The sequence below is a fragment of the Azospirillum soli genome (genome assembly GCF_017876165.1).
GTDB classification, from domain to species: domain Bacteria; phylum Pseudomonadota; class Alphaproteobacteria; order Azospirillales; family Azospirillaceae; genus Azospirillum; species Azospirillum soli.
In genome coordinates this window covers 195176-219920 of the sequence record NZ_JAGINQ010000004.1, presented here as the reverse complement: position 1 = coordinate 219920, position 24745 = coordinate 195176, and the positions used below count along the sequence as shown (strand labels likewise).

The 24745-nt window shown below is 65.2% G+C and carries 24 protein-coding genes, 2 tRNA genes and 1 pseudogene; 14 read left to right on the top strand and 13 right to left on the bottom strand.

Annotated features, from left to right (window positions below):
* Window positions 1-87: 87 nt before the first annotated feature.
* Entirely contained in the window at window positions 88-1851 is a 1764-nt protein-coding gene (locus J2852_RS08720) for a monovalent cation:proton antiporter-2 (CPA2) family protein (RefSeq protein WP_209873943.1), read from the top strand.
* A gap of 99 nt (window positions 1852-1950) precedes the next feature.
* On the opposite strand, the gene J2852_RS08715 is transcribed toward J2852_RS08720, so the two are convergent.
* Together J2852_RS08715 and J2852_RS08710 are read right to left on the bottom strand one after the other, a co-directional pair.
* Window positions 1951-2586, bottom strand: a complete 636-nt coding sequence (locus J2852_RS08715; RefSeq protein WP_209873931.1) for a calcium-binding protein — start codon at window positions 2584-2586, stop codon at window positions 1951-1953.
* A 358-nt stretch (window positions 2587-2944) separates the two neighbouring features.
* Window positions 2945-4900: an AI-2E family transporter gene (locus tag J2852_RS08710; RefSeq protein ID WP_209873929.1), complete on the bottom strand. Its 1956-nt coding sequence runs from the start codon at window positions 4898-4900 to the stop codon at window positions 2945-2947.
* A gap of 157 nt (window positions 4901-5057) precedes the next feature.
* On the opposite strand from J2852_RS08710, the gene J2852_RS08705 reads away from it, so the two are divergent.
* Complete coding sequence (locus J2852_RS08705; protein ID WP_209873927.1) at window positions 5058-5504, top strand: PRC-barrel domain-containing protein; 447 nt, start codon at window positions 5058-5060, stop codon at window positions 5502-5504.
* Between the two features lie 6 nt (window positions 5505-5510).
* Here J2852_RS08705 and arfB read toward each other — a convergent pair whose 3' ends face one another.
* Both arfB and J2852_RS08695 read right to left on the bottom strand, forming a co-directional pair.
* Window positions 5511-5930 carry an alternative ribosome rescue aminoacyl-tRNA hydrolase ArfB gene (arfB, locus tag J2852_RS08700; protein ID WP_209873925.1) on the bottom strand — a complete coding sequence of 140 codons (420 nt, stop codon included), beginning with the start codon at window positions 5928-5930 and terminating at the stop codon, window positions 5511-5513.
* 13 nt (window positions 5931-5943) lie between these two features.
* Complete coding sequence (locus J2852_RS08695; RefSeq protein WP_209873922.1) at window positions 5944-6597, bottom strand: DsbA family oxidoreductase; 654 nt, start codon at window positions 6595-6597, stop codon at window positions 5944-5946.
* 175 nt (window positions 6598-6772) lie between these two features.
* Between J2852_RS08695 and J2852_RS08690 the strand changes: the two genes are divergently transcribed.
* Together J2852_RS08690 and J2852_RS08685 are read left to right on the top strand one after the other, a co-directional pair.
* Window positions 6773-7234 carry a hypothetical protein gene (locus J2852_RS08690; protein WP_209873919.1) on the top strand — a complete coding sequence of 154 codons (462 nt, stop codon included), beginning with the start codon at window positions 6773-6775 and terminating at the stop codon, window positions 7232-7234.
* Between the two features lie 87 nt (window positions 7235-7321).
* A complete protein-coding gene (locus J2852_RS08685; RefSeq protein ID WP_209873916.1) occupies window positions 7322-7501 on the top strand; it encodes a hypothetical protein in 180 nt (59 codons plus the stop codon).
* Here the strand turns inward: J2852_RS08685 and J2852_RS08680 are convergent.
* From J2852_RS08680 to J2852_RS08665, 4 genes are all read right to left on the bottom strand, one after another.
* Window positions 7498-7893: a hypothetical protein gene (locus J2852_RS08680; protein WP_209873913.1), complete on the bottom strand. Its 396-nt coding sequence runs from the start codon at window positions 7891-7893 to the stop codon at window positions 7498-7500. The genes J2852_RS08685 and J2852_RS08680 overlap by 4 nt on opposite strands.
* A gap of 62 nt (window positions 7894-7955) precedes the next feature.
* Window positions 7956-8210 (bottom strand): hypothetical protein, encoded by a 255-nt coding sequence (locus tag J2852_RS08675; RefSeq protein WP_246499393.1) that lies wholly within the window; start codon window positions 8208-8210, stop codon window positions 7956-7958.
* A 53-nt stretch (window positions 8211-8263) separates the two neighbouring features.
* Window positions 8264-9421, bottom strand: coding sequence for an extracellular catalytic domain type 1 short-chain-length polyhydroxyalkanoate depolymerase (locus tag J2852_RS08670; RefSeq protein WP_246499392.1), 1158 nt, complete (start codon window positions 9419-9421; stop codon window positions 8264-8266).
* A gap of 71 nt (window positions 9422-9492) precedes the next feature.
* The gene (locus J2852_RS08665) at window positions 9493-9900 is read right to left on the bottom strand and encodes a CopG family transcriptional regulator (protein WP_209873907.1); all 408 of its coding nucleotides are present in this window, start codon (window positions 9898-9900) and stop codon (window positions 9493-9495) included.
* 68 nt (window positions 9901-9968) lie between these two features.
* Here J2852_RS08665 and J2852_RS32320 point away from each other — a divergent pair.
* Both J2852_RS32320 and J2852_RS08660 read left to right on the top strand, forming a co-directional pair.
* A pseudogene (locus J2852_RS32320) lies at window positions 9969-10400 on the top strand (DUF6538 domain-containing protein); the annotation flags it as partial.
* Between the two features lie 12 nt (window positions 10401-10412).
* The gene (locus tag J2852_RS08660) at window positions 10413-11861 is read left to right on the top strand and encodes a site-specific integrase (RefSeq protein ID WP_209873904.1); all 1449 of its coding nucleotides are present in this window, start codon (window positions 10413-10415) and stop codon (window positions 11859-11861) included.
* A 609-nt stretch (window positions 11862-12470) separates the two neighbouring features.
* Here J2852_RS08660 and J2852_RS08655 read toward each other — a convergent pair.
* From J2852_RS08655 to J2852_RS08650, 3 genes are all read right to left on the bottom strand, one after another.
* Window positions 12471-12692, bottom strand: coding sequence for a hypothetical protein (locus tag J2852_RS08655; protein WP_209873901.1), 222 nt, complete (start codon window positions 12690-12692; stop codon window positions 12471-12473).
* A gap of 566 nt (window positions 12693-13258) precedes the next feature.
* The gene (locus J2852_RS31985) at window positions 13259-13387 is read right to left on the bottom strand and encodes a hypothetical protein (protein WP_281418432.1); all 129 of its coding nucleotides are present in this window, start codon (window positions 13385-13387) and stop codon (window positions 13259-13261) included.
* Window positions 13388-13687: 300 nt separating this feature from the next.
* Entirely contained in the window at window positions 13688-14233 is a 546-nt protein-coding gene (locus tag J2852_RS08650) for a recombinase family protein (protein ID WP_209873899.1), read from the bottom strand.
* Between the two features lie 278 nt (window positions 14234-14511).
* Between J2852_RS08650 and J2852_RS08645 the strand changes: the two genes are divergently transcribed.
* Complete coding sequence (locus tag J2852_RS08645; RefSeq protein WP_209873896.1) at window positions 14512-15420, top strand: DUF7946 domain-containing protein; 909 nt, start codon at window positions 14512-14514, stop codon at window positions 15418-15420.
* A 406-nt stretch (window positions 15421-15826) separates the two neighbouring features.
* Here J2852_RS08645 and glnA read toward each other — a convergent pair whose 3' ends face one another.
* Both glnA and J2852_RS08635 read right to left on the bottom strand, forming a co-directional pair.
* Complete coding sequence (glnA, locus tag J2852_RS08640; RefSeq protein WP_209873894.1) at window positions 15827-17236, bottom strand: type I glutamate--ammonia ligase; 1410 nt, start codon at window positions 17234-17236, stop codon at window positions 15827-15829.
* A 249-nt stretch (window positions 17237-17485) separates the two neighbouring features.
* On the bottom strand, window positions 17486-17824 hold the full coding sequence (locus J2852_RS08635) for a P-II family nitrogen regulator (protein ID WP_012974531.1): 339 nt from the start codon (window positions 17822-17824) through the stop codon (window positions 17486-17488).
* Window positions 17825-18177: 353 nt separating this feature from the next.
* Here J2852_RS08635 and J2852_RS08630 point away from each other — a divergent pair.
* From J2852_RS08630 to clpP, 7 genes are all read left to right on the top strand, one after another.
* A tRNA-His gene (locus tag J2852_RS08630) sits at window positions 18178-18253 on the top strand.
* A 97-nt stretch (window positions 18254-18350) separates the two neighbouring features.
* A complete protein-coding gene (locus J2852_RS08625; RefSeq protein WP_209873891.1) occupies window positions 18351-19133 on the top strand; it encodes an HpcH/HpaI aldolase family protein in 783 nt (260 codons plus the stop codon).
* A complete protein-coding gene (locus J2852_RS08620) occupies window positions 19133-20587 on the top strand; it encodes an NAD(P)H-hydrate dehydratase (RefSeq protein WP_209874499.1) in 1455 nt (484 codons plus the stop codon). The genes J2852_RS08625 and J2852_RS08620 overlap by 1 nt, the downstream gene beginning before the upstream one ends.
* 92 nt (window positions 20588-20679) lie before the next feature.
* Window positions 20680-22191, top strand: a complete 1512-nt coding sequence (locus J2852_RS08615) for a malonyl-CoA decarboxylase (protein WP_209873888.1) — start codon at window positions 20680-20682, stop codon at window positions 22189-22191.
* 137 nt (window positions 22192-22328) lie between these two features.
* Window positions 22329-22413 (top strand) — tRNA-Leu (locus J2852_RS08610).
* 91 nt (window positions 22414-22504) lie between these two features.
* Window positions 22505-23839: a trigger factor gene (gene tig, locus J2852_RS08605; RefSeq protein WP_209873885.1), complete on the top strand. Its 1335-nt coding sequence runs from the start codon at window positions 22505-22507 to the stop codon at window positions 23837-23839.
* Between the two features lie 113 nt (window positions 23840-23952).
* Window positions 23953-24579 carry an ATP-dependent Clp endopeptidase proteolytic subunit ClpP gene (clpP, locus tag J2852_RS08600; RefSeq protein WP_209873882.1) on the top strand — a complete coding sequence of 209 codons (627 nt, stop codon included), beginning with the start codon at window positions 23953-23955 and terminating at the stop codon, window positions 24577-24579.
* The last annotated feature ends 166 nt before the right edge of the window (window positions 24580-24745 follow it).

Here is a 24745-nt window from a genome sequence, read left to right as displayed (position 1 = left end):
CGGAATGAGGGGCTTATGGGCTCGCGTTTCTTCGATTGTGTACGGTAGAGTGCGCGCGCTTCGCCCCCCTGCACAAGTTCTACGCCGATGCCGCACTCCACCACGCTCGACGAGGTGCTGATCATCCTGTTGGCCGCCGTGGCCGTGGTCCCGCTGTTCCAGCGACTGAGGTCCAGCCCGGTGCTGGGCTACCTCGTCGCCGGCATGCTGATCGGGCCGCATGGGCTGGGCGTGGTCGGCAATCTGGAGAGCGCCACCTTTCTCGCCCACTTCGGCGTCGTCTTCCTGCTGTTCGCCATCGGGCTGGAACTGTCGGTGGAGCGCCTGCGGGTGATGCGGCGCACCGTCTTCGGGCTGGGCACCTTGCAGGTGGTCGTCACGATGGCGGGCGCCTGGGCGGTTGGCCGCCTGTTCGGCCTCTCGAGTCCGGCGGCGCTGATCGCGGCCGGCGGCGTGGCGCTGTCCTCCACCGCCGTGGTCCTGCAAATCCTGATCGAGCGAAACGAACTGACCGCCCGGCACGGGCGCGTGTCCTTCGCGGTGCTGCTGCTTCAGGATCTCGCGGTGGTGCCGCTGCTGGTCCTCGTGCCGCTGCTCGGCACCTATGAGGCGAACATCGCGACGGCGATGGGGCTTGCCGCCGTCAAGGCGGTGGTGGCGCTGGTCGGCATCATGGTGCTGGGGCGCAAGGTGCTGAGCCCGCTGCTGCGCACGGTGGCGTCCGCCCGCTCGCCGGAGCTGTTCACCGGCGTCACGCTGCTGATCGTGCTGGGGGTGGGCTGGCTGACGGAGCGGGCCGGGCTGTCCATGGCGCTGGGCGCCTTCCTGGCCGGTCTGGTCATCGCGGAGACCGAATTCCGCCATCAGGTCGAGGCCGACATCGAGCCGTTCCGGGGCATCCTGCTGGCCCTGTTCTTCATGACCGTGGGCATGACCATCGACCTGCGCCTGATCCTGAACGAGGCGGTGTCGGTGGCCGGGCTGCTGGCCCTGGTGGTGGTCGGCAAGGCGCTGGTTCTGGCCGTGCTGTGCCGTGCCTTCGGGCAGGCGCCGGGGCAGTCGCTTCAGGTCGCGCTGGGGCTGGCGCAGGGCGGCGAGTTCGCCTTCGTGCTGTTCGATCAGGCGGCCGGGCTGGACGTGCTGCCGCGCGAGGTGGCGCAGTTGCTGATGGTCGTCATCGCCCTGTCGATGGCGGCAACCCCCTTCCTGGCGGCTGCCGGGCGGCGTCTTGCCCACCAGATGACCGCCGCCCCGCAGGCCGAGCTTCAGCGCATCGAGGGTGAGACCGCCGACCTCGACCAGCATGTGCTGATCGCAGGGTTCGGGCGCGTCGGCCAGACGCTGGGCCGCTTGCTGGAAGCCAACCGCATCCCCTATGTGGCGCTGGATCTGGAGCCCAAGCGCGTGTCCGAAGGGCGCCAGCGGAACCTGCCGGTCTATTTCGGCGACGCCGCCCGTCCCGACGTGCTGAAGGCCGCCGGCGGCGCCCGCGCCCGCGCGGCGGTGGTGACGCTGGACCACCCCCAGGCCGCCGAACGCGCCGTCCGCTCGCTGCGCCGCCTGCGTCCGGACATGCCGATCATCGTGCGCGCCCGCGACGGCAGCCACCGCGAGACGCTGGAGAAGGCCGGCGCGACCATGGTGGTGCCCGAGGCGGTGGAGGCCAGCCTGCAACTGGGCGGCACGCTGCTGCGCGGCATCGGCAAGCCGGCGGACGAGGTGTCCTATGTGCTGGACCTCTTCCGCGACGAGGCCTACGCGCGTCTGGGCGGGATGATCCCGGCCCGTCCGCAGCGGACCGCTGGGCCGCCGCCGATCAGCCTGGACGATCTGAACGACCCGCGCCGTTAACGTTGCCGGCGGTGCGAGAGGCTTTGCCTCTCGCGCTCTCCACCAAGGGCCGATGTGGCCCTTGGAACCCGATTCCTGTGTGAGGGCGGAGGACGGAGGTCAGGTGAAGATGAAATCCCGGCCTGGAAGCATGTCGTGGAGGATTTGCCGCTCGTCCTGGTAGGCGGTCAGCATGGAACCGTCGGTGAAGGTAAAGACGGTCGCGCGTTCGGTCTCGGTTTGGGAGACGAGGTCAGCCGGCGTGTAGCCCTGGAACTCGATACGGTCGCCGTACCCCTGGTCGAAGCCGAGGATGGTGTCGTCGCCGAACCCGCCGCTGGTCCTGGTGTAGATGTACCGGTCGGCGCCGTCGTCGGGGCCGGTGCGGATGAAATAACCGTCGACGATGTAGTCGTTCCCGGTGCCGCCGTCGTAGACGTCGGCGCCGGTGTAGTCGATCATGCGGTCGTTGCCGGCTCCGCCGATCATGACGTCGTCGGTTTCGAGAAAGTCGCGGATGGTGTCGTCACCAAGGCCGCCGTCGGCCGTGTCGTTGCCGAAGGACAGTTCTATGGTGTCGTTGCCCGCACCGCCATAGACCTGATCGGCGCCACCGGGATAGAGGGGCTGGCCGAAGATGTCGGCGATGTCGTCGTAGAGCGTGTCGTCTCCGTCCTCGCCAAAGATCCGGTCGCCGCCACCAAGGCCGAAGATCGTGTCGGCACCGCCCTTGCCCCGGATCCGGTCGTCCCTCATGGTTCCGGAAATTTCCTCGGGCCTGTTGTGTCCGTTGATGACGGCCATGGCGTTCCTCCCGTTTGTTTTGAAAATGGAAACGCTTTCGAAGATCTCTGCGGGTTTGGCGGAAACGAAGCCGTGCCGGCATAGCAATCATACGCCGGTATGATTCCCGGTTCGTTGCCTGAATTCTTGTGTTTTGTGGTGTAATGTTATGAGTGCCGATGATTTCTAACAAACAGTCATTCGGATGCTTTTTCTCCGAAGGGATGGCGCTGACTTTCACAGCGAGCGGCGGGCGTGGCAGGCGCTACCCCGCTATCGCGGCGCTGCCGGAATCCTTTCGGGCAGGGTCGGTCGGTCCGGATTTATGGCCTCAGGCGCTTTTGCGTTCCGTCTCCGCCACTTCGGCGGGGATTTCGCCGAGCGTGCCGAGCTCGTCCAGATGCGTGATGGCGCCAGTGACGTTCGTCGCCACGCGGTCGGCGGCGGTCTCGGCGGTGGCGCGCTCGGGCGCGTCGGCGGCCGGGTGGGCGCTCCACAGGCACAGCAGGACCGGCACGTTCGGGCCGAAATGCAGGCGCATGCGGCGCACCATGCGGCGCGCGTGCGGCAGGGAGGTGGGGTTCAGGTAGGACAGCGCGACCGCCGCCACCCCGGACGTGCCCAGCGCCACGATGTTGCGCGCGGACACCGTTTCACAGGACACCACGTCGGCCTGGGCGCCGCGCTGGCGCAGGGTTTGGGCGAGAAGGTTGGCCGCGGCCTCGTCCAGGTTGTTGCGCGCGCCGACGCAGAGGACGCGGGTGGCGGGCGAAGCCCGGTTGGCCGCATCCGCGCCGGAGACTGCGTCGGAGGCGGCGGGCGCGGGCGCGGGGGCCGGTTCCACCAACTCGTCCATCAGGGCGGCCATACCCTCGGTCACCGCTTGGCGGCCTTCGGGATTGAGGGTGCCGCGCTGGCGGTCCTGCTCGGCCAGTGACAGGGAGGGCAGGAGGATCCTGTCGCACAGCTCCGGCAGGCTGCATTCGGTCAGCTTGTCCTCGGCGATTTCGGCGGCTTCAATGGGATCGCGGGCGAGCAGGCGCTGGTAGATCTTGGCCTCGTCGGGAAGAACCTGCCGGTCGCCCAGCATCACCTCCAAGAAGCGCAGTTGCGGAACATGGCGGCCGAGGACGACCAGACAGACCGTCAGAGGTGTTGCCAGCAACAGGCCGACCGGCCCCCACAGCGCCGTCCAGAACACCGCCGCGACGATGATCGCCAGTGACGACAGGCCGGTGGCGGAACCGTAGAGCCACGGCTCGACCACGTTGTTGGAGAACAGCTCCACCGCCACGAACAGGGCGATGGTCATCAGCGGCAGCGTCCAGCCGGGGTCGACCGCGAAGGACAGCAGGATGGGGAAGGCCGCCGCGATCACCGGCCCCAGGAAGGGGATGAAGCGCAGCACCGTCGCCAGCAATCCCCACAGCAGCGGGTTCGGCACGCCAATCAGCCAGAGCCCGACGCCGATGGGAACGCCGTAGGTGACGTTCACCACGACCTGCATCAGAAGGTAACGGCTGACCCGCTCGCCGGCGTCGTTCATGGCCTCGGTCGTGCGGCTGAGATCGCCGGAACCGGCCAGCCGGATCAGGCGGTCGCGCAGATCCTCCCGCTGCAACAGCATGAAGATGGTGAAGACCAGCACCATGCCCGCCGTGGCGATGGGGGCGAGCACGGGGCCGAGGATGTCGCGCATCACCTCCAGCGGTGCGGGATCGGGCTGCTGGACGCGGACGGTGATCGGCTCCGGCTCGGGCGGCGGTGTGGCGGGGCGCGGGGTGGCGGTGGTGGGTGAAGATTGGGGCGACGGTTGGGGCGCGGGCTGATCCTGTTTGGTGGCCTGCTCCAACTCCTGGCGGAGGTCGCGGAAGGCTTCGGTCGCCTGCTTCAGGACGCCGCTCTCGGCGGTCGAGGTGGCCGAGCGCAGGGACTCGATCTTGGCGTGGAGGTTGCGCTGGTAGAGGGGAAGGTTGTTGGCGAGATCGCCGATCTGGTTGCCGACCACCATGCCGAAGCCGGCGATCCCGACGAAGACCAAAGCGACGACCGCAAGGACCGAGGGGATACGGCCCAAGCGCCAGCGTTCCAGCCGGCTGACGATGGGGGTGAGCACGAAGCTGAGCAGAACCGCCAGCGCGATGGGCACCAGGATGTCGCTGCCGACGTACAGCGTCACCACGACCAGGGCGATGACCAGCAGGGTCGTCTGGGCCGAGGCGGGCGGCGCGGCCTTCGACACCGGAATGGGGCGCACTTGCAGTTGGCGGGCGGTGTCTTCGGCCATGATCAGTTGAGCTTTTCGGTTGGGCTTTCAGGGCGGGGTGCCAACCGAGAACACGTGCCCGCGAGGGCCGGTTCCTGAAGCGTGGCCGGGCAGCGTGAGGATTGGGGGCCTCCGGCTGTTTGCTTGGGCGTACTTGTCGCTTTTTGCGGAGGGTTCGATGCGCAAGGTCGCGATTCCCGTGCTGTCGGCCGTCGTCCTGCTGTCCCTCGGCGGCTGTGCCGAGATGGGAAGCTGGTTCGGAGGCGACTCCAGCCAGCAGGCCAACCGGCCCATTTCGGAACAGTCGTTGCAGACCGCCTCGCGGTTGGAGCCGCGGGCGATGATCGGCAAGAATGTGGTCGCCTATGACGGGCAGAAGGTCGGAACGGTCGATGACGTGATCATGAACCGCAACAACCGGCCGAGTCAGCTGGTCGTCTCCAGTGGCGGCGTCATGGGGATCGGCGCGCGCAACGTGGCGCTCGACATGAACAACGTCCGCTATTCGCCCCAGCAGGACGCCATCGTCGCGACGCAATTGACCAAGGAGCAGTTCGCGAACCTGCCGGAGTTCCAGTACGGCGGGAACATGATCTCGCTGAACAAGCAGAAGACCGGGTACTAGGCCCGATCAGTCCTCCGGCTTGCCGGAGCGGAGCCGTTTGATGGCGGAACGCTGACCCTTGGCCTCCAGGCGACGTTTCTTGGAGCCAAGGGTCGGCTTCGTCGGGCGGCGCGGCGTCGGCGGGATGGAGGCCTCGCGGATCAGTTCGGTCAGGCGCTCCAGCGCCTCCTGGCGGTTGCGGTGCTGCGTCCGGTGACGGTCGGCCATCAGGATCAGCACGCCGTCCTGGGTCAGGCGGCTGCCGGCCAGCCGTTCCAGCCGGTGGCGCACGTCGTCCGGCAGGTTGGGGGAGTTGCGCACGTCGAAGCGCAGTTCCACGGCGGTGGAGAGCTTGTTGACGTTCTGCCCGCCGGGACCGGAGGAGCGCACGAAGCTCTCCTTCAGTTCGTCGTCGTCGAGCGAGATGCGGTGGGTGATGCGGATCATGCGTCGGTAACGCTCAATCCGCCGCGACCGTCACGCCTTCCTGTTCCTCCACCGCGAGGTCCAGGAGCGGGAGGAAGCTGGCCGGCTCCTGCGCGCCCGACAGCGCGTAGCGGCGGTTGAAGATGTAGCAGGGCACCGCCTGAAGGCCGAGCTGGCGGGCCAGCGCGTCGGCGCTGAAGACGGCGGCGGCCTCCGCGTCGGTGGCGAGCAGGCCCTTGATCTCCTGGAAGTCGAAACCCAGCGTCGTGGCGGTGGCGGCCAGCGTGTCACGGTCGCCGATGTCCAGCCCCTCCACGAAATAGGCGTGGAACAGCGCGTCGGCCATCGGGTCGCCGAGCCCCCGCCGCGCCGCGATGCGGATCAGCCGGTGCGCGTCGAAGCTGTTGGGCGTGCGCCGGATGAGGTCGAGCCGCAACGGCAAACCGTCGCGCTCCGCCGTTTCCTCCACCACCAGATGGATTTGCCGGGCGCGCTCCGACCCGCCGAACTTGGCCGCCAGATAAGAACCGCGGTCCATGCCGCCGGGCGCCATGTCGGGGTTCAGCTGGAACGGCTGCCACCGGATCTCCACGGGCAGCCGCTGACGGTCGGCCAGAGCGCGCGCGAGGCGGCGCTTGCCGATGTAGCACCACGGGCAGATCAGGTCGGCGAAGGTCTCGATGAGCATGATCGTCACTATCCTCCAATCGCCACCCGCCGTGCAACGGTGCAGCCCGTGCCATCATGCCTGCGTCATCATTCCATGCCGTCGAGAAGCCGGCGCAACCCTTTGTTAACCCATCCCGCCGGACAGTCGGGACAGGCTGCGGAGTGGGTTCGGGCCGAGCGGAGGCGTGCGGGCGATGGGCAATTCCTACGTGGACGGCAAGGTGCGGGACGCGCTGGTGGCGGCCAAGGGGAGCCGCGCCACGGCGCAGAAGCTGCTGATGGCCTGGGCCGTCGAGGATCCGCAACTGATGCTGGGCATCGCGCAGCCCTTCCTGAAGGCCATTTCGGCGGCGGCCGTTGAACGCGGCGTCCGGCAGTTGAGCGGTGGCGGCGGGCGGGCGCAGCCCGCGACCGGCGGGCGTTCGGGCGGCACGGGCGCCTTGAGCAAGGAAGCGCTGGCCGGTGTGCTGGACCGCTTGGGGCGCGATCCCGACGAGATGCCAATGGCGCGTCCGGCGGCCTCCGCCGGAAAGCCGGCCGGGCCGGGTCCCATGCGCGCCGCGACCGCCGTGGTGCATCAGGCCGGCGGCGACATCGACCACCAGAAGGCGATGCTGACCATCGCCAAGGCCTTCGTGGCGAAGAAGATTCGCTGACGCGCAGATTCAGTGTTTTCTAATAAGAAGAAATAAGTTAGTGTCTAAATTAGATGGGACGCGCCGCGACGGGCTGGGGAGGCCGTGGTGATCGCCGAAGGCTTATTTCAGACAGCGAGCACCCTGGAGGACAAAGGCGCGCCCTATGACGTGCTGGGGCGGCTTTACGAATCCTTCGCCCAGACCACGCTGATCCAGGCTGGGGTTGTGGTGGACCTGATGACGCTGTGCGGGTTCGACAATCCCGCCGTAAGCCCGGACTCCTAATCATCAAACCAGCCCTTGGACTTGGGAACGGGGCGGATGTCCGGCGGCGGGCTGGCCAGCGCGGTGTAGCCGTTCTTGTACGGGTCGGGGATGTGATGGCATTCCACATCGGCCAGCGTGCGGTAGCAATAGACCCGCGACCGGTCTACGGTCATCTTCTCCGGGCAATAGTCGCCGGTTTCGGTGAAGGTGATCGTCGAGCAGTCCCTGCCCGTGGCGGCGGAGGCGACATGGTCGCCCAGCGTCTTCTTGGTGCTGGTCAGGGAGACGAGCGAGGCGCCGGTGCCCGCGACGGCGACCGCAGCCGGCGTCACCACGCAGCCGCCGACCGGCAGACCCGCCAGAAGCAACCCCGCCAAGCGCAGTGCGGTGATCACGCGGATTTTCCCCATGGCCGACTCATCCTCTTCCAGACGGCACCGATTCCATGCCGGTGCCGTTAAAAAGATGTGAATTAGCGCAACAGCGTGCAAATCCGCGAACGGCACTGCACGAGGACGAAGGCGTCCTTGTCCTCGGTGCAGTTGACCTTGAACACCGTCTGGCCTTCACGGCCGACGGCGTAGCGCATCACCTCCACCTTCGCCGGCGTGCAGTTGCCGAGGGAGCGGGCGGCCTCCTTCGCCTCGGCCTGTCCGGCGGACACGTTGGCAGCCTGTGCGGCAGGGCCGAGGAGCAGAAGGGCGGTGGTGAGGGTAACGAAGCGCATGAGGCGAGTATGCCACGGCCGGAGGCGGAAGCGGTTGTGCAAAAGCACCGCCGTCAGCGTGCCGGCGCGGGGTGGCGGTGCTCCAGGAAGAAACGCAGCATTTCGCGCGCCGCGTCCGGCCCGCGCGGGTCGGTGTAGGAACCATCCGGGCTGCCACCGGCCCAGGCGTGACCGGCCCCGTGAATCGTCCACTGCTCGAACAGGGTGCGGCCCGAGGCGTCCGCGTGGACGGCGCGGGTGTAGGCATGGCCGTCGGGGACTTGGCCGCGCTGCTCGGTCGTTTGCAACGGGGCGCCCGCCTTGGATTGGGACAGGACGGAGTCGGCGTTGCGTGGATGGACGGTCTTGTCCTTGTCGCCGTGGAACACGATGGTCGGAACGACGCGCGTCGGAGTGTTGAGCGCTGTAGGCGAAGCACCGTTGCGCATGGCTGCGAAGGCGGACGGCAGGTCACGGGCGGCCCCGCAGGCCAGTCCCGAATGCACGCCGACGGCGGTGTAAAGGTCCGGATAGGTCGCGGCCATGATCGCCGCCGCCGCACCGCCCGCCGACAGGCCGGCGATGTAGACGCGGGCGGGATCGACGGGATGCTCCCGCATGATCCGGCGGGTGATGCCGGCGATCAGCGAGGGCTCGCCTTGGCCCGGCTGTTGGTGTTCGGGACTGAACCAGTTCCAGCATTTTTGAGCGTTGGCCTTGGGCGGCTGGGCCGGGTAGGCGACGAAGCAGCCGATCTCCTCGGCGAGATCGTTCATGCGGGTGCCGGCGGCGAAATCGTCCGGCGACTGGGTGCAGCCGTGCAGCATGACCACGAGGGGTAGCGGTCGGCGGCCCTGGTCGGCGCCATGGTTGGCCGGAATGTAGAGCTTGTAATCGCGCGCGCCGGCCTCGTTGCTGAAGGTGGCGGATACGAAACGGCCGGCACCCGGAGAGGCGGGGCGCGCCGTGCGCTGGTCGCGCGCGGCGGGGGCGACGCGGGCGACCAGGTTGCGGAACAGGTCGCGCAGATTTGATCCCTGGGGACCCGGTTTCGGATTTTCGGTGGCTCGGGGCGGATCGGACACGTCCACGGTGACCGCTTCCCCGTCGATGACGGTGGCGGAGGCGGCATCCTGTGTGGGTGAAGGCCGCTCGCCCCGCAACAGGCGCTGGATGAGGGCGGTCGCCTCGGCCAGCCGGCCGGCGCGGGTCAGGCGGGTGGCCTCGGCCATGCCAGAGGCCATTTCGGGCGGCATTTTTGAAGACATTTTGGGAGACATGGGCAAACGGCTTTCCTGAATTGTCAGCGCATGCGGTCGGCGAGGGCGGCCTTGACCGCGGGGCTGGCGTGAAGCGCCCCCAACACAGCGACCGAGGCAATGGTCGCGCGGGCGAGATCCGGTGTGACGTCGGGTGCGATGGTGGCGAGGCCCAGAACGCGGATCTGGAGCATCTGTCCGGCGTCCCGCGCGGCCTCAAGGTCGGCGCGGCTGTAGTGGCGCAGGCCGAGGTCCACGCTTTTGCGGGCCACCGCCTGCCGCACCACGTCACCATGCCGGTCGATCTGGTTGCGGATGGCCGTGCGGATGAAGTCGGTGCGGTTGGAATAGAAGCCTTCCTGCACCATCAGATCGATGTGGCCGAGATCGACGAAGCCGAGGTTGATCGTGATTTTCTCGCTGTCGGTTGCCTTGGGGCGATCTTCGGCCATCTTTCTGCCTTCTCCTTACCATCCAGAGGGATGGTATATGGAGTGAGGGTGCCGGGCATCAAGAGCGGGTGGGCAAAGAAAAACCCCGCCGGCATCGCTGCCGACGGGGTTTCCCGGCTGGTCCACCGCAGGTTCCGCCACGCCCGAGGGCAGGGCGGAACCGCAGGCGGTCCAATATCAGACCGAGTAGTACATCTTGGATTAGGTGTCCCACCGCGAGAAGCGAGGAAAGGCCAGGGTTCCAGCCGTCTCAATGGGTTAACCGGCGCTCCTGTACCACCAGCCTGTACCACCGGGCTGTACCACCAGGGCGTTCCATTGGGGGGCTTGGGGTGCTGCACACGTTCCGGCGGGGGGATGTCTACTGGTGGCGGCGGAAGGTGCCCGCCAAGCTTCGTTCACGGTTCGTTAGACCGGAGCTTGCATTATCGCTCCGAACCCCTGACCGCTCCGTTGCGGAGTGCCGCGCACGGGAGTTCTCCACCGTCGCTGACCGCCTGTTCGAGACCGCCATGACCGAGACCGCCTTGACCAACGCCGACCTTGATGAACTTGCGCGGCGCTGGTTCGCCAAGGTCATGGAGGGCTGGGAGAACCGCAACATGGTTCGCCCCATGGGGCAGGGCATGTTCACCCAGGGTGACGCCCTGTCTGGCGATCCCGTTGCGCACGATACGACCATCCTTGGGGAGTTTGTGGAGCGGGCGCGCAAGGCGCTGGCGAACAACGACTTCGCTCCGGTGCGGAACATCGCGGAGGGCGTCTTGCAGGACGCTGGCCTTACCCTCGACCCGTCCAGCACCGCCTATGCGCGCTTGTGCCGGGGCTTGCTGAGGGCTCAGGTGGAATACTTCAGGCTGGCAGAAGCGTGGCGGGGAGGGGATTTCTCCGTCACCCCGGCGGACCCGCTATTCGCCCAACCGCCGTCCCCTGCGCGCCCCACTCGGGAAGAACCGAAGGAGGACCCGCGCGCCAAGTCCATGCCTCTGCCCCAATTGGTAGAAGTGTTCATTGAAACACAAATCCGAGACGGAAAATGGAAGCCAGCCACAGTTAGGAACAATCCGCGAAAGCTGCGCCTGTTTGCGGAGACGCTGAACGGGAAGCCCGTTGATCTGGTCACCCGCGATGACATTCGAAATTGGCGGGACGTGCTGACCGATCTTGATCTTGCTCCGAACACCATCGGCCTTCACTTCCGAGTGGTGACGTCGATGTTCAATTGGGCCAAGCCCGAAGGCAAGGCGTCCATTGACAACCCCTTGAAGGGGCTAGCGCCCAAGGGGGAGAAGAGAACCCGCGAGGCATTCACCCCGGAAGACCTGAAGACCCTCTTCCACTCTCCGCTCTACACCGGGCACTGGCGCGCTGACCGCAGGGAACGGCCCGGAAAAGAACTGGTGAAGGACCATAAGTTCTGGCTCCCGTTGGTGGCGCTGCACTCTGGGTTGCGTGTGGAAGAAGCCGCCAAGCTGACCCTTGCCGATCTACGGGAGGAGGAGGGTGTGTGGTGCTTTTGTGTGAATAACGCTAAGACGGATGCTGGTAACCGCATTGTTCCCGTGCACCCCCGGTTGATCCGTTTGGGGCTGCTGGATCACAGGGCCGAAGTGGAGCGGAGCAAGGGAACGCAGCTTTGGCCTGAACTCAGGAAGGGTAGCGAGGGCCGGTTTAGTCAGGGGTTCGTTCAGTGGTGGTCAAGCTTCCGCCATCTAATCGGCCTCGACCGGGAAGGTTTGGTCTTCCACTCGTTCCGGCACACCTTCATTTCCACTCTTCTGAACTCCAACTCACCGGAGATTGCGGTAAAGGTGCTTGTCGGACATGCTTCCCAGGATGTTACCAAGGGGACGTATGGTGGCAAGCTGCTCACGCCACAGGGTACGCTTGAGCTTATCCAGGGCCTCGATTTCGGGGCCGACCTATCCCATTTGCTGCCCGCTCCGGACAGAGCCCCGTGAGGGTGTGCGCTATGCTCCTTGGATCGCGCCTGGGGGGTGGTCCGGTGGTTGGCTTGAGGGTAGGGGCGGACGCTTTCCAGACACCCCGCCAAGGTGCGCGGTCAGGGCCGAGGATTGCGTCTGAGTGGTGGTCTGGTAGGCCAGTAGGGAAGAAGCCGGAGGCCCCTCTACGGGCTTACCCGCACCGTAGGGACGGAACCGAGCGAACCGTAGACCGACGCTCTTGTTTTCGACCACGGTAAGGCGCGCGGCTTGTCGGACGCTGCTGACGTGAACCGCTGGCGTTCCGTTGCGGGAAACGGTGAGAGCTTCGTCCCCGTGTCCAGCACCATCCAGCTTGCGGCACAGGATGAGGATGGGGTCTTCGTCGGTGTCGGCTGTGACGGAGACACCCAGGGCGGGGCAGGAGCAAGTTTGCTTGTCGATGGTGGCGTGAAGCATGAAGCCTGTTGGTTGGTTGAACAGCGAAGGCCATTAACAACAAGCCAAATACGTTAAATATGAACGTGGATCGGGCTTGCTGGGCAATGGAGAGGGGCAGGTGTAGTCACTATACCGACGATCCGGGGACCGCCAGGGCTGGGGCGGCAGAGGAACTTGGCGGTTCCGTCAGGCCAGAGACGGGTGACCCCTCAGAACTCCCTTGTTCATCTCCTCGGAGAGGGATGACAGGGCCATGGACAGAACGATGGAATTGCTCGGGTTGACCCCCTGTTCGTCCTCGTAGCGGGTCCGGATGCGCCTGAGTGTTTCCCGGTCGGTGGGACTGAGGCGGATTTGGGAGCGGTGCAAGACCGCATCCTTGTAGCGGGAACCTTTGAGTTCCTTCATGTGTAGTTCCTTGGGATGTCGTTATTGAAAAAGGGAGGTGTCCCCTAGGATGGATGACCATGGATGAGACACGATGGAAGGTGCTTCCTGAGGTTCATCTTAGGAAGAAACTTCAGGATAAGCTTTCTAAGGGTGATTGTTGAAGATGATGAACTAGGATGAACCCTAAGTTACATCTTCAGAGAACCTTGAGATAACCCGTATCTCAACCCAGGAGTAAAGGTGTCCCCTAATTCCCTGGGCACCTTCAACGTGACTGAAATTGGTTCTGTGTCGGATCTCGGAGGGCGTCTTCTGTCCCCGCTCCGGTATCGTCTTGGCTCCGGTATAGTGACTACACCTTGAAGGCGCTGGCGGCGCGCAACAAGCCCCCATGGGACACGTCAGGAGAGACCGGGGATGCGCCACGGGGGGCTTGGTGGGAATGCCCAACAGATGTTCTCACAGACAGGCAAGCAATGTACGGTTCTATCTTGTGGTAAAGGAGGCCCCATTTATGCGCGCCTATGGACCCCGAGTGCGGCAACGATAGAACCAGCGTTCAGGAACGTCTCTCCGTCCTCGCGTCAGAACCCCCAGGATTTGCCTTCGGGATGCTCAAGGCTTGCTCCCGCTCCCTTGGATTTGGTCACCCAGAGGAAGCCATTGGCCCAGGACAGGTAAGCTCCGGTGTGGCTGTCAAACTCGATACGCATTGGTGGTTTCCTCAGGGTTACGGAGGTGTAGTCACTGCACCTCACGGACACCCAGAGACCTACCCCTTGTGATTTCACTGTGTCAAAGTGTTAAAAGTTCCGGTAACGGGACAGTCCCGCTCGTGGAACGGAGGTTTGCAACGGGACAGCATCCGGTGGTGCGGTGTGTCCCGTGGAGAGGCTTTGCGGGCTCCGGCTACCTTGGTCTATCCGGACCCTCAGGCGCAATCCTGGGAGCCTAGCGCACACCCTCACGGGCCATTCCAACGGGGAGCCATGCCGGTGCGCTGGGGAGGGGGCTTAGGAGGCCCCCAAAATGCGATAGACGGAGGCGCGACCGATCCCCAGGCGCTTGGCAATCTCCGATCCACCGACACCCTCAGCCGCAAGGGCCTTCACGGCTTCTGCGTCAATGGACGGCTTGCGCCCCTTGTAGACCCCTTCGGCCTTGGCCTTGGCGATCCCTTCCATCTGCCGCTCACGCCGAAGCTTCGTCTCGAAATCCGCGAACACCCCGAGAAGGTTGAGCGTCAATTCGCCGTAGATGTCTCCGGTGTCGAATGGCTGTTCCGTAGCCTTGAGCCGCACTCCCTTACCCTTCAGGTCCCGAACGATGTCTTGAAGGTCTCCGATGGACCGGGCCAAGCGGTCGATACGGGTAACCATGAGGGTGTCCTCAGGGCGAAGGAACTGAAGAAGGGTCTCCAACTCCGTCCGCCCCTCCCGGCTGGTCCCGCTTACCTTCTCGGTGCGGATCACCTCACAGCCCGCCTTGCGAAGGGCCTCTTTCTGAACCGTAAGGTCTTGGTCCGTGGTGGACACCCGAGCATACCCGTAGACAGCCATGATCCCCGCTCCATTGTCTCGTTTGGGCCTAGACCATCCAACGTTGATGTCTTGCAAACTGGATGTCAACCCAAATGAGACATGCAAAGCTTGGGCTTGGCTGTCTCACTGAAGCGCCTTGGTTGGGTATACTCAAATTAGACAAAAAGGGAGTGAAAATTGGTGTGCTTAGAATTGGCTTGGCCGCGCCATAGTGGAGCCAGACCTAGTTCAATCCCGTGGAAAAAGGAGATGGGGTGGTATATGCAATTAAGGGTACGGCAAATGGAGGCTGCAACATGGATGAGCGCATCACCCTTATCTTCGACGGAGGAATGGCGAGCTATGGGCGGCTGGATCTTTATGACGCCTCAACGTCCATGCTGGGGGCTGCGCGCGTTTTTTCAATACTAGGACACTATTATCAGACTGGGAGAATAATAAGCAAGGCTCCCAAAAGTCTTGCTGATGTATATATTGAGCCAGCAGAGGATGGGTCTTTTCGTCAGCAGATTATCATAGGGGTGACGACGGCCATGATAACTGCACCATTTACTATTTTTGCGGAGAGAATATTCGATAATTGGTTCCCAAAGCCAAATGACGAAATGCAGCAAGTGATAGATTTGCTCAGGGAGCAAAACAAAATTCTAAAAGGCCAGCAAAAGGTATCTGAAAAGAAAGATGCGATTGAGAGAGAGCAGAAGCGTTCTGTTGACCAATTCATCGAAGGGCACGCAACGGAAATCCATGTCATAAGAAGCATTGTCGCCAAATCAACAAAAGATATGTTTAGGCCTGTTGGTAGAAGTGCAGAATATTTAGCAATAACTCGTGGATCTCAGCGTCATCCTATATCCGCTTTAGGTGTTGAGGGTGTGCGGCAATTAGAGTACAGCATTCAGGATGAAAAAGTTTCAACGGTGGTTGGAGTAGTTAATGCCTTCAGTAGGTCGTCTAAATCTGGGGCACTTTTTTCTCCGGAATTAGAAAGGGGAATGTTGTTTTCATATGACCATCAAGGGACACTCCCTGCTGGGGACGATTTTTCCTGGAGCCAATATACTCGCCGCCCATTGGAATTTCGAGGGCGTTACGAGCGCTTCTTTGACGGATCAGTCAAAAGGTTCTGGGTTCACCAAACAAACAGGGTGGAGGCTGGTGAACCGTCCGAAGTGGCGAGGGCTGATATCTTTGACTTTGATTGACCGCTCTCAATAGCCTCTATCCCAGACATCCCCGCTAAGGTGCGCGGTAGGCCCTCAGGATGCGCCCAAGCTCCCGCTGAGCGTCGGGTGGTCAAGGAAGCCAGGAGCCCCCTCAGCGGCTTCCACCGCGCACCTCCGCAGAGGTCACCTTAGGGGCGGCGCCCTCAGCGCCCCCAGGGGAGGGCAGCAGGGGTACGGGGGGGAATCCGCCGAAGCCGTGTAACGGTTAGGGTCTGAGATTTCGTCAGCAAATCACACGGCTGACTAGGGCCGCATTTCGGCACTTGAACCGCAAGCGCCAAAAACCTCCCCCAGGTGTCCCCAGGGGAGGCTCTTGACTGTACCACCGGACTGTCACACCATCGTCAAGACGACGGCTGAAAGCCCAGCGTTTTCAACGCTTACATCAAACGCTGTAGTACATCTTGTACTCGATCGGGTGCGGCATCGTCTCGAAGGCCAGCAGCTCCTCGGTGCGCAGCTCGATGTAGGACTCGATCATGTCCTTGGTGAACACGTCGCCCTTCTGGAGGAAGGCGCTGTCGGCACGCAGGCTGTCCAGGGCCTCGCGCAGCGAGCCGCAAACCGTCGGAACCTTGGCCAGCTCTTCGGCCGGCAGGTCGTACAGGTTCTTGTCCATGGCGTCGCCCGGGTGGATCTTGTTCTGGATACCATCCAGACCGGCCATCAGCAGGGCGGCGAAGGCCAGGTACGGGTTGGCCGACGGATCCGGGAAGCGGACCTCGACGCGCTTGCCCTTCGGCGAGGCGACGTACGGGATGCGGCAGGAAGCCGAACGGTTGCGGGCCGAGTAGGCCAGCAGAACCGGAGCCTCGTAGCCCGGGACCAGACGCTTGTAGGAGTTGGTCGTCGGGTTGGTGAAGGCGTTCAGCGCCTTGGCGTGCTTGATGACGCCGCCGATGTAGTACAGCGCCAGCTCCGACAGGTCGGCGTACTGGTTGCCGGCGAACAGCGGCTGGCCTTCCTTCCAGATCGACTGGTGCATGTGCATGCCCGAGCCGTTGTCACCGAAGACGGGCTTCGGCATGAAGGTCGCGGTCTTGCCGTACGCGTGCGCGACGTTGTGCACGACGTACTTGTAGTACTGCATGTTGTCGCCGGTGCGGACCAGCGTGTCGAACTTGATGCCCAGCTCGTGCTGCGAGGCGGCCACCTCGTGGTGGTGCTTCTCGACCGGCACGCCCATCTCGGCGAGGACGCTCAGCATCTCGGCGCGCAGGTCCGAACCGCTGTCGACCGGAGCGACCGGGAAGTAGCCGCCCTTGACGCCCGGGCGGTGAGCCAGGTTGCCGTCCTCATAGTCCTTGTCCGAGGTGTACGGGCCTTCCTCCGAGTCGAACTCGTAGGAGACCTTGTTCATCTCGACCTTGAACTTCACGTCGTCGAAGACGAAGAACTCGGCTTCCGGACCGAAGTAAGCGGTGTCGCCGATGCCGGCCGACGCCATGTACTTCTCGGCGGCCTTCGCGATCGAGCGCGGGCAGCGGGCGTAGGGCTGGCCGGTCGACGGCTCGTACACGTCGCAGAGGACGTTCAGCGTCGGCTGGGCCGAGAACGGATCCATGACGGCGGTGGTCGGGTCGAGCTTCAGGATCATGTCCGACTCGTTGATCGCCTTCCAGCCGGCGATCGAGGAGCCGTCGAACATGATGCCGTCCTCGAACACGTCTTCATCGATGGTGGAGACGTGCTGGGCGGTGTGGTGCAGCTTGCCGCGCGGGTCGGTGAAGCGGAGGTCCACGTACTTGACGTCGTGTTCCTTGATCAGGTCGAAGACCTTGCTGATGTCGGACATATCTCTTTTTCCACGCTTAAGAGGTTTGGGTCCCGCAGCGTCAAACCGAACCCTTGGGGCGGGTGACGGCGCTCGCGGCGGACGTTATGTCACGCCTTTACCGCACGCACAACGGAACAGCACAAAAAGACGCGCCCTCAGGGGGCCCGGCGCACGGTAATTACCATGCGTCGCGCGCTGTGCCGGTCTGTCGTGGGCAAGAGAAAGGCGCATGTTGGCGGGTGAGGCGGGGCAGCGTGACGTGCGCGATCAGATCGCGTCCGCACCCTTCTCGCCGGTCCGGATGCGGACCACTTCTTCCACGGGGGTGACGAAGATCTTGCCGTCGCCGATGCGGCCGGTGTGGGCGGCCTGCTGGATCGCCTCAATCGCCCGCTCAACGAGGGAGTCTTCCATCACCACCTCGATCTTCACCTTCGGCAGGAAGTCGACAACGTACTCCGCGCCGCGGTACAGCTCGGTGTGCCCCTTCTGACGGCCGAAGCCCTTGGCCTCGGTGACGGTGATCCCCTTGATGCCGACTTCGTGAAGGGCCTCCTTCACCTCGTCCAGCTTGAACGGCTTGATGATGGCTTCGATCTTCTTCATGGGTCTCTCGTGTACGAGGTGCCAACGCCGGCAGGCACCGTCCACGGCTCTGCCGACGCCCGTTCGTTAGCACGCGGCGTGCCAAGCGCGGGGGCTGCGGTCCGACAGCGCAGTATGCCGGCCAGCTTGGACGCGATGCCGCCGACGGTGGCACCGGGCTGCCGTCGGATGAGGCGAATTGAACAATATTTGTGCAGAGCGTGCAAGCGATCCGCGCAACACCCCTGTACGGACGGGGTAGGGAGCGTATGGAAAGAGGGGTGAGGCAGATCGGGTGCGAAAAAATTCGCGGAGACGAAAAATCTGCTTGACCGGACCCCCAGTCTTGGAGCAAAAAGCCGCTCCCAGCGACGGCGGTGGTAGCTCAGTTGGTAGAGCCCTCGGTTGTGGTCCGAGTGGTCGTGGGTTCGAGTCCCATCCATCGCCCCATTCCCCTTCCTTGTGAAGTGTCCTTCCTCTTGCGGTCGACTAGTCGTCGGCGGGCTGCGCGCCTATGCTGCGCGAAACGCCATGCAGGGGAGGTCCAATGTTCCGCGAAAACAGGCTGAAACGCACCCTGGCCCAAGGTCGGCCGGCGCTCGGCTGCTGGCTCGACATGGCCAGCCCCGTGGCGGCGGAGATCGTCGGGCTCGCCGGCTTCGACTGCGTGGTCATCGACCACGAGCACGGGCCGGGATCGCTTCGCGACGGCTTGGCGCTTTTGCAGGCGCTGTCGGGAACACCCTGCACGGCGATCATGCGCGTGCCATCGAACGATCCCGTTTACATCAAGCGTGCGCTCGACATCGGGGTCGAGGGAATCATGGTGCCCTCCGTCAATTCGGCGGAGGAGGCGCGGGCAGCGGTGGCCGCCTGCCGCTACCCGCCGGCGGGAGCGCGCGGCGCTGCCTACGGCATGGCGCGCGGGGCGGATTACGGGCTGTGCGGCGAGCGGTACCGCGACGGCTGCGGCGATGAGCTTCTCATCATCTGCCAGATCGAAACCGTGGCGGCGGTCGAGGCGATTCCGGAAATCGCGGCGGTGGACGGCGTGGACATGCTGTTCGTCGGCCCCTACGACCTGTCGGGCGACTTTGGCCGACTGGGCCGCTTTGATGATCCCGAGGTGCTGGCCCTGTTGGAACGGGCGGAGCGGGCGATTTTGGATTCGGGCAAGCTGTACGGAACCATCCCCGTGAAGAATCGGCCGATGGACGTGCTGGCGAACGCGGGGTGCCGGCTGGTGGTCGCGGGCAGCGATATCGCCTTCGTGCGCAACGGCGCGCTCGCCCAGGTCGATGCCTTCCGCAGGGCTGTTGGAGAGAGATGATGGACGAGTTGCTGTCCGTCGCGGAGATGTATCGGGCCGACGCGCTGGCCATGGCCGGCGGCGTGCCGGGGCCGGTGCTGATGGAGGCGGCCGGGGCGGCGGTGGTGCGGGCGGTGCGCGAGCGCTGGTCGCCGCACCCGACCGCCGTGCTGTGCGGGCCGGGCAACAACGGCGGAGACGGCTTCGTCATCGCGCGGCTGCTGCTGGAGGCGGGCTGGCCGGTGCGGCTGGCGCTTTTGGGGACAAGGTCGGCGCTGCGCGGGGACGCGGCCGTGGCGGCGGAGCACTGGGGCGGGCCGGTGGAGGCCGCGGATCCGGCGATTCTCGACGGCAATCCGCTGGTCATCGACGCGCTGTTCGGCGCCGGGCTGGCGCGGCCTCTGGACGGCATAGCGAAGGCCATAGTCGAGGCGATGGCCGGACTCACCGTGGTCGCGGTGGACGTGCCGAGCGGCGTGCACGGCGACTCCGGCCGGGTGATGGGAGTTGCCCCGCAGGCCGCGCTGACGGTCACTTTCTTCCGGCGGAAGCCGGGGCATCTGCTGCTGCCGGGGCGGGCCTTGTGCGGGGAGGTGATCGTCGCCGACATCGGGATTCCCGACACGGTGCTGGACGCCATCGATCCGAAGACTCTGGAGAACGGGCCGGGGCTGTGGCGCCGCCGCTATCCGTGGCCGAGGCTCGATGCTCACAAGTACGCGCGTGGGCATGCGGTGGTGCTCGGCGGCGGGCGGATGACGGGCGCCGCGCGCCTGGCCGCGCGGGCGGCGCTGCGCGCCGGGGCGGGACTGGTGACCGTCGCCTGTCCGCCGGAGCCCTTTCCGATCTACGCGGCCGGTTCGCCGAGCGTGATCGTGCATCCGGTGGAGGACGACGCGGCGTTCGAAGCGTTGCTGGGCGATGCGCGGAAGAACGCGGTGCTGCTGGGGCCGGGCGCCGGGATGGGCGACTTCACGCGGGCGCGGGTGCTGGTGGCGCTGGAGGCTGGGAAAGCCTGCGTGCTGGACGCCGACGCGCTGACCAGCTTCGCCGGCCGGCCGGCGGATTTGATCGGCCGGCTGAACGGGCGCTGTCTGCTGACCCCGCATGAGGGGGAGTTCGCGCGGGTTTTTCCGGGCGAGGGCGACAAACTGTCGCGCGCCCGCGCCGCCGCCGCGCGATGCGGCGCCGTGGTTCTGCTGAAGGGCGCGGACACGGTGGTCGCGGCGCCGGACGGCCGGGTGGTCATCAACACGAACGCACCGCCGGATTTGGCGACCGCCGGGTCGGGTGACGTGCTGGCCGGGTTGGCGCTGGGGCTGGTCGCGCAGGGAATGGACGTGTTCGACGCGGCCTGCGCGGCGGCGTGGCTGCACGGCGAGGCAGCGAACGCGGTCGGTCCGGGCCTCATCGCCGAGGATCTTCCGGATGCCTTGCCGGGCGTGCTGAAGCGGCTGAAGGCGGGTGAGGTGTAAGGCATACGTACGGTCGTATAGCCGGCCATGCCCATGCGCCTAGGCTCAAGCTTCCGCTTGCCGGAAGCGGTTCCACGCGCCAGACTCAAGGCATGAGCGAGACGCCGGACATCATCAGCGCCGAGCCCACCCAGGCCGCGACTCAACCGCAGCCGAACCTGCTCGACCGTGCGCTGGACAATCTGCGGACGCGGTGGCGCGAGATCGCCGCGTCGGCCCGTGGGGTCGTCGGTGCGCCGCCGCGCGCGTCGCTGCCCAAGGAAGACGCCGAACGTCTGAAGGAGCAGATCGAAGCCTGCCTGGAGGCGCGCGGCGGCGAGGTGTCGGCGCGGGCGCGGGCGGCGCAGCTCGGCCGCACCTATCTGGCGCTGGATCCCCAGGGGCGGCGCAACTTCCTGATGATGCTGGCGCGTGACTTCGACGTGGACCGGGCGGCGGTGGACGAGGCCATGGGGGTCTTCCTCGCCGCGACCGATCCGGTGGCGCGCGGGCACGCCGAACGGGCGCTGCGCCGGGCGCTGGAACCACCGCGCCTGCGGCTGCTGACCCAGTTCAACGGCCTGCCGGAGGGCGTGAAGTTCCTGGTCGATCTGCGTGCTGAACTGATGGAGATGGCGCGCGGCGAACCTCTGCTGCAGGCGCTTGAGGACGATCTGAAGAGTCTGCTGCGCAACTGGTTCGACGTCGGCTTCCTGGAGATGCACCGAATCACTTGGGACAGCCCGGCTTCGCTTCTGGAAAAGCTGATCAAATACGAGGCGGTGCACGAGATCAGCGGTTGGCAGGACCTGAAGGACCGGCTCGACTCCGACCGGCGCTGCTTTGCGTTCTTCCACCCGCGCATGCCGAACGAGCCCCTGATCTTCGTCGAGGTCGCGCTGGTCGAGGGCATGTCCGACAACGTGCAGGAACTGCTCGACCCGTCGGCGCCGGTCTGCGATCCGAAGAGCGCGGACAGCGCTATTTTCTACTCGATCTCCAACGCGCAGGTCGGGCTGACCGGCATCAGCTTCGGCAACTTCCTGATCAAGCGCGTGGTGGACGGGCTGACCGGCGAGTTCCCGAACATCAAGTGCTTCGCCACCCTGTCGCCGATTCCCGGTTTCCGCCGTTGGCTGGACCGCGAACTGGACCAGCGTGGCGAGGCGCTGCTGACCCCATCCGAAGCCGAGCGCATCGCCGAACGGCTGGCCGAGCGCGAATCGGATCTGGAAGGGAAACCGATTCTGGCCGCCGCCCTGGAGGTTGGCGGCTGGCACAAGGACGAGGAACTGCAAAAGCGCCTGCGTGGCCCGCTGATGCGGCTGTGCGCCCATTACCTGACCACCGCCCGCGCGTCGGATCGGCGCAGCGAGCGGCCGGACGGGGCGCGGGCCCGCGCGCTCGACCCGGTGGCGCATTTCCACCTCAGCAACGGCGCGCGGATGGAGCGGCTGAACTGGCTTGCCGACACCTCGGCCAAGGGGTTGAAACAGTCCTGCGGGATGATGATCAACTACCGCTACAAACTGAGCGAAATCGACGCCAACCACGAAGCCTACACGGGCGAGGGAAAGGTCAACGCGTCGTCGTCGATCCGGTCGCTGGGCAAGGGGGGCGCGTGAGTCGTGCCGCTCCCTCCAAAACGCATCGCGCGGTAGGCCCATTTTGCCTGTTTGCGGCGCGAACGCTGTGCTATAGACCGGACTTCGCCGGCAGTCCGGCGGGTGTTCGGCACCCGTCGCGGGCTGTCTTTGCCATTGCGGGCGTGGCGGAATTGGTAGACGCGCTGGATTTAGGTTCCAGTGACTTCGGTCGTATGGGTTCAAGTCCCTTCGCCCGCACCATGGCAAACCCTTGGACCGCATGGGAACACACGGTTTCGGGCCGCCCGGACGGGCGCCGCCGGGCCGGACAACGAGATAGGCTTTCGTTCCGATGAACATCACCGAGACCAGCGCCGACGGCCTGAAGCGCGAGTACAAGGTCGTCATTTCCGCCCAGGATATCGAACAGAAGGTGCAGGGCCGGCTCGAAGAGCTGCGCCAGACGGTGCAGCTCCCCGGCTTCCGTCCGGGCAAGGTGCCGGTCGCCGTGATCAAGCAGCGCTACGGCGGCAGCGTGCTGGCCGAGGCTCTGGAAGATGCGATCGCTGACAGCTCCCGCCAGGCGCTGAGCGAGCGCGGCCTGCGCATCGCCATGCAGCCGAAGATCGAGGTCGAGAAGTACGAGGACGGCGGCGACCTGTCCTACACGATGGGCGTCGAGCTGCTGCCGGACATCGAGCCGGGCGACTTCGGCTCCATCGAGCTGGAAAAGCCGGTCGCCGAGGTTGACGACAAGGCCGTCGACGAGGCGGTGACCCGTCTGGCGTCGGCCCACTCCGTCCAGGCTCCGGTCACCGAGGACCGTCCGGCCGAGAACGGCGACATCGCGGTGATCGATTTCGCCGGCACCGTCGGCGGCGAGGCCCTGCCGGGCATGGACGGCAAGGACTATCCGCTGGAGCTGGGCGCCGGACAGTTCGTTCCGGGCTTCGAGGAGCAGCTGGTCGGCGCCAAGGCCGGCGAGCACCGCACCGTCACCGTGACCTTCCCGGCCGACTACCCGCACGACCGTCTGAAGGGCGCCGAGACGGTGTTCGAGGTGGACGTGAAGGAACTCCGCAAGAACGTCCCGGCCGAGGTCAACGACGACCTCGCCAAGGAGTTCGGCATGGAGAGCCTGGAGAAGCTGCGCGAGGCCATCCGCGACCGCATCAAAAGCGAGTATGCCGGCGTGTCTCGCCTGCGCGTGAAGCGCCAGCTGCTCGACAAGCTGGCCGACAGCCACTCCTTCGAGGTTCCGCCGGGCATGGTGGACATCGAGTTCGAGGGCATCTGGCAGCGCCTCCAGCAGGAGCTGAAGAACGGTACCGCCGGCGAGGACGCCGACAAGCCCGAAGAGGAGCTGAAGGCCGAGTACCGCGGCATCGCCGAGCGCCGCGTGCGCCTGGGCCTGCTGCTGGCCGAGGTCGGCCGCCGCAACAACATCCAGGTCACCCAGGACGAGGTCAACCGCGCCCTCATCGCCGAGGCGCGCCGGTTCCCCGGCCAGGAGCGCCAGGTGTTCGAGTTCTTCAAGCAGAACCAGCAGGCGCTGGAGAACCTCCGCGCCCCGATCTTCGAAGACAAGGTCGTCGATTTCATCCTTGAGCTTGCCAAGGTGAACGAGAAGACCGTGTCGGCCGACGATCTGATGAAGGACCCCGACGAGGAGGCCGAGGCGGCCTGATCGCGGAAATGGAGAGGGGCGGCCTACCGGTCGCCCCAATCCGTACCTATATGTAAGCTGCGAATGCAAGCCGTAAGGGCGAATATCGAGCTGCGGGGGCAGGGAAGAACAACATGTACGACTTCGAACCGAAGATGAATGCTCTGGTCCCGATGGTCATCGAGCAGACCAACCGGGGCGAACGCGCGTACGACATCTATTCGCGCCTGCTGAAGGAGCGGATCATCTTCCTGATCGGCGGCGTGAACGATGCCGTCGCCAGCCTGATCTGTTCGCAGCTGCTGTTCCTTGAGTCGGAAAACCCGAGCAAGGACATCGCGCTCTACATCAATTCGCCGGGCGGCTACGTTTCGGCCGGTCTCGCCATCTACGACACCATGCAGTACATCCGTCCGCAGGTGTCCACGGTGTGCATGGGCCAGGCGGCCTCCATGGGCTCGCTGCTGCTGGCCGCCGGCGCGCCGGGCAAGCGTTTCTCGCTGCCCAACAGCCGCATCATGATCCACCAGCCGTCGGGCGGCGCCCAGGGCCAGGCCTCGGACATCGAAATCCAGGCCCAGGAAATCCTGAAGCTGCGCTCGCGCCTGAACGACATCTACGTCAAGCACACCGGGCAGACGCTCGACACCATCGAGGCGGCCATGGAGCGCGACAAGTTCATGTCGCCCGAGGAAGCCAAGGCCTTCGGCCTGATCGACGAGGTGGTCGAGAAGCGTCCGGGCGGCGGCGACGCGGCGTAAAGCCGAGGCGCCCTGCGGGTCCCTCCAAATCGGGTGGGCCAACAAATGATTGATTGCGCCGGAGCCCTGTTGTTGAATGGCAGGGTATCCGGCGCGACAGGTCGGCCCAGTCGACGCACTGATGTCGATGCATTAACCTTGTCGAGGGCTCCGCCCGCGACAACCT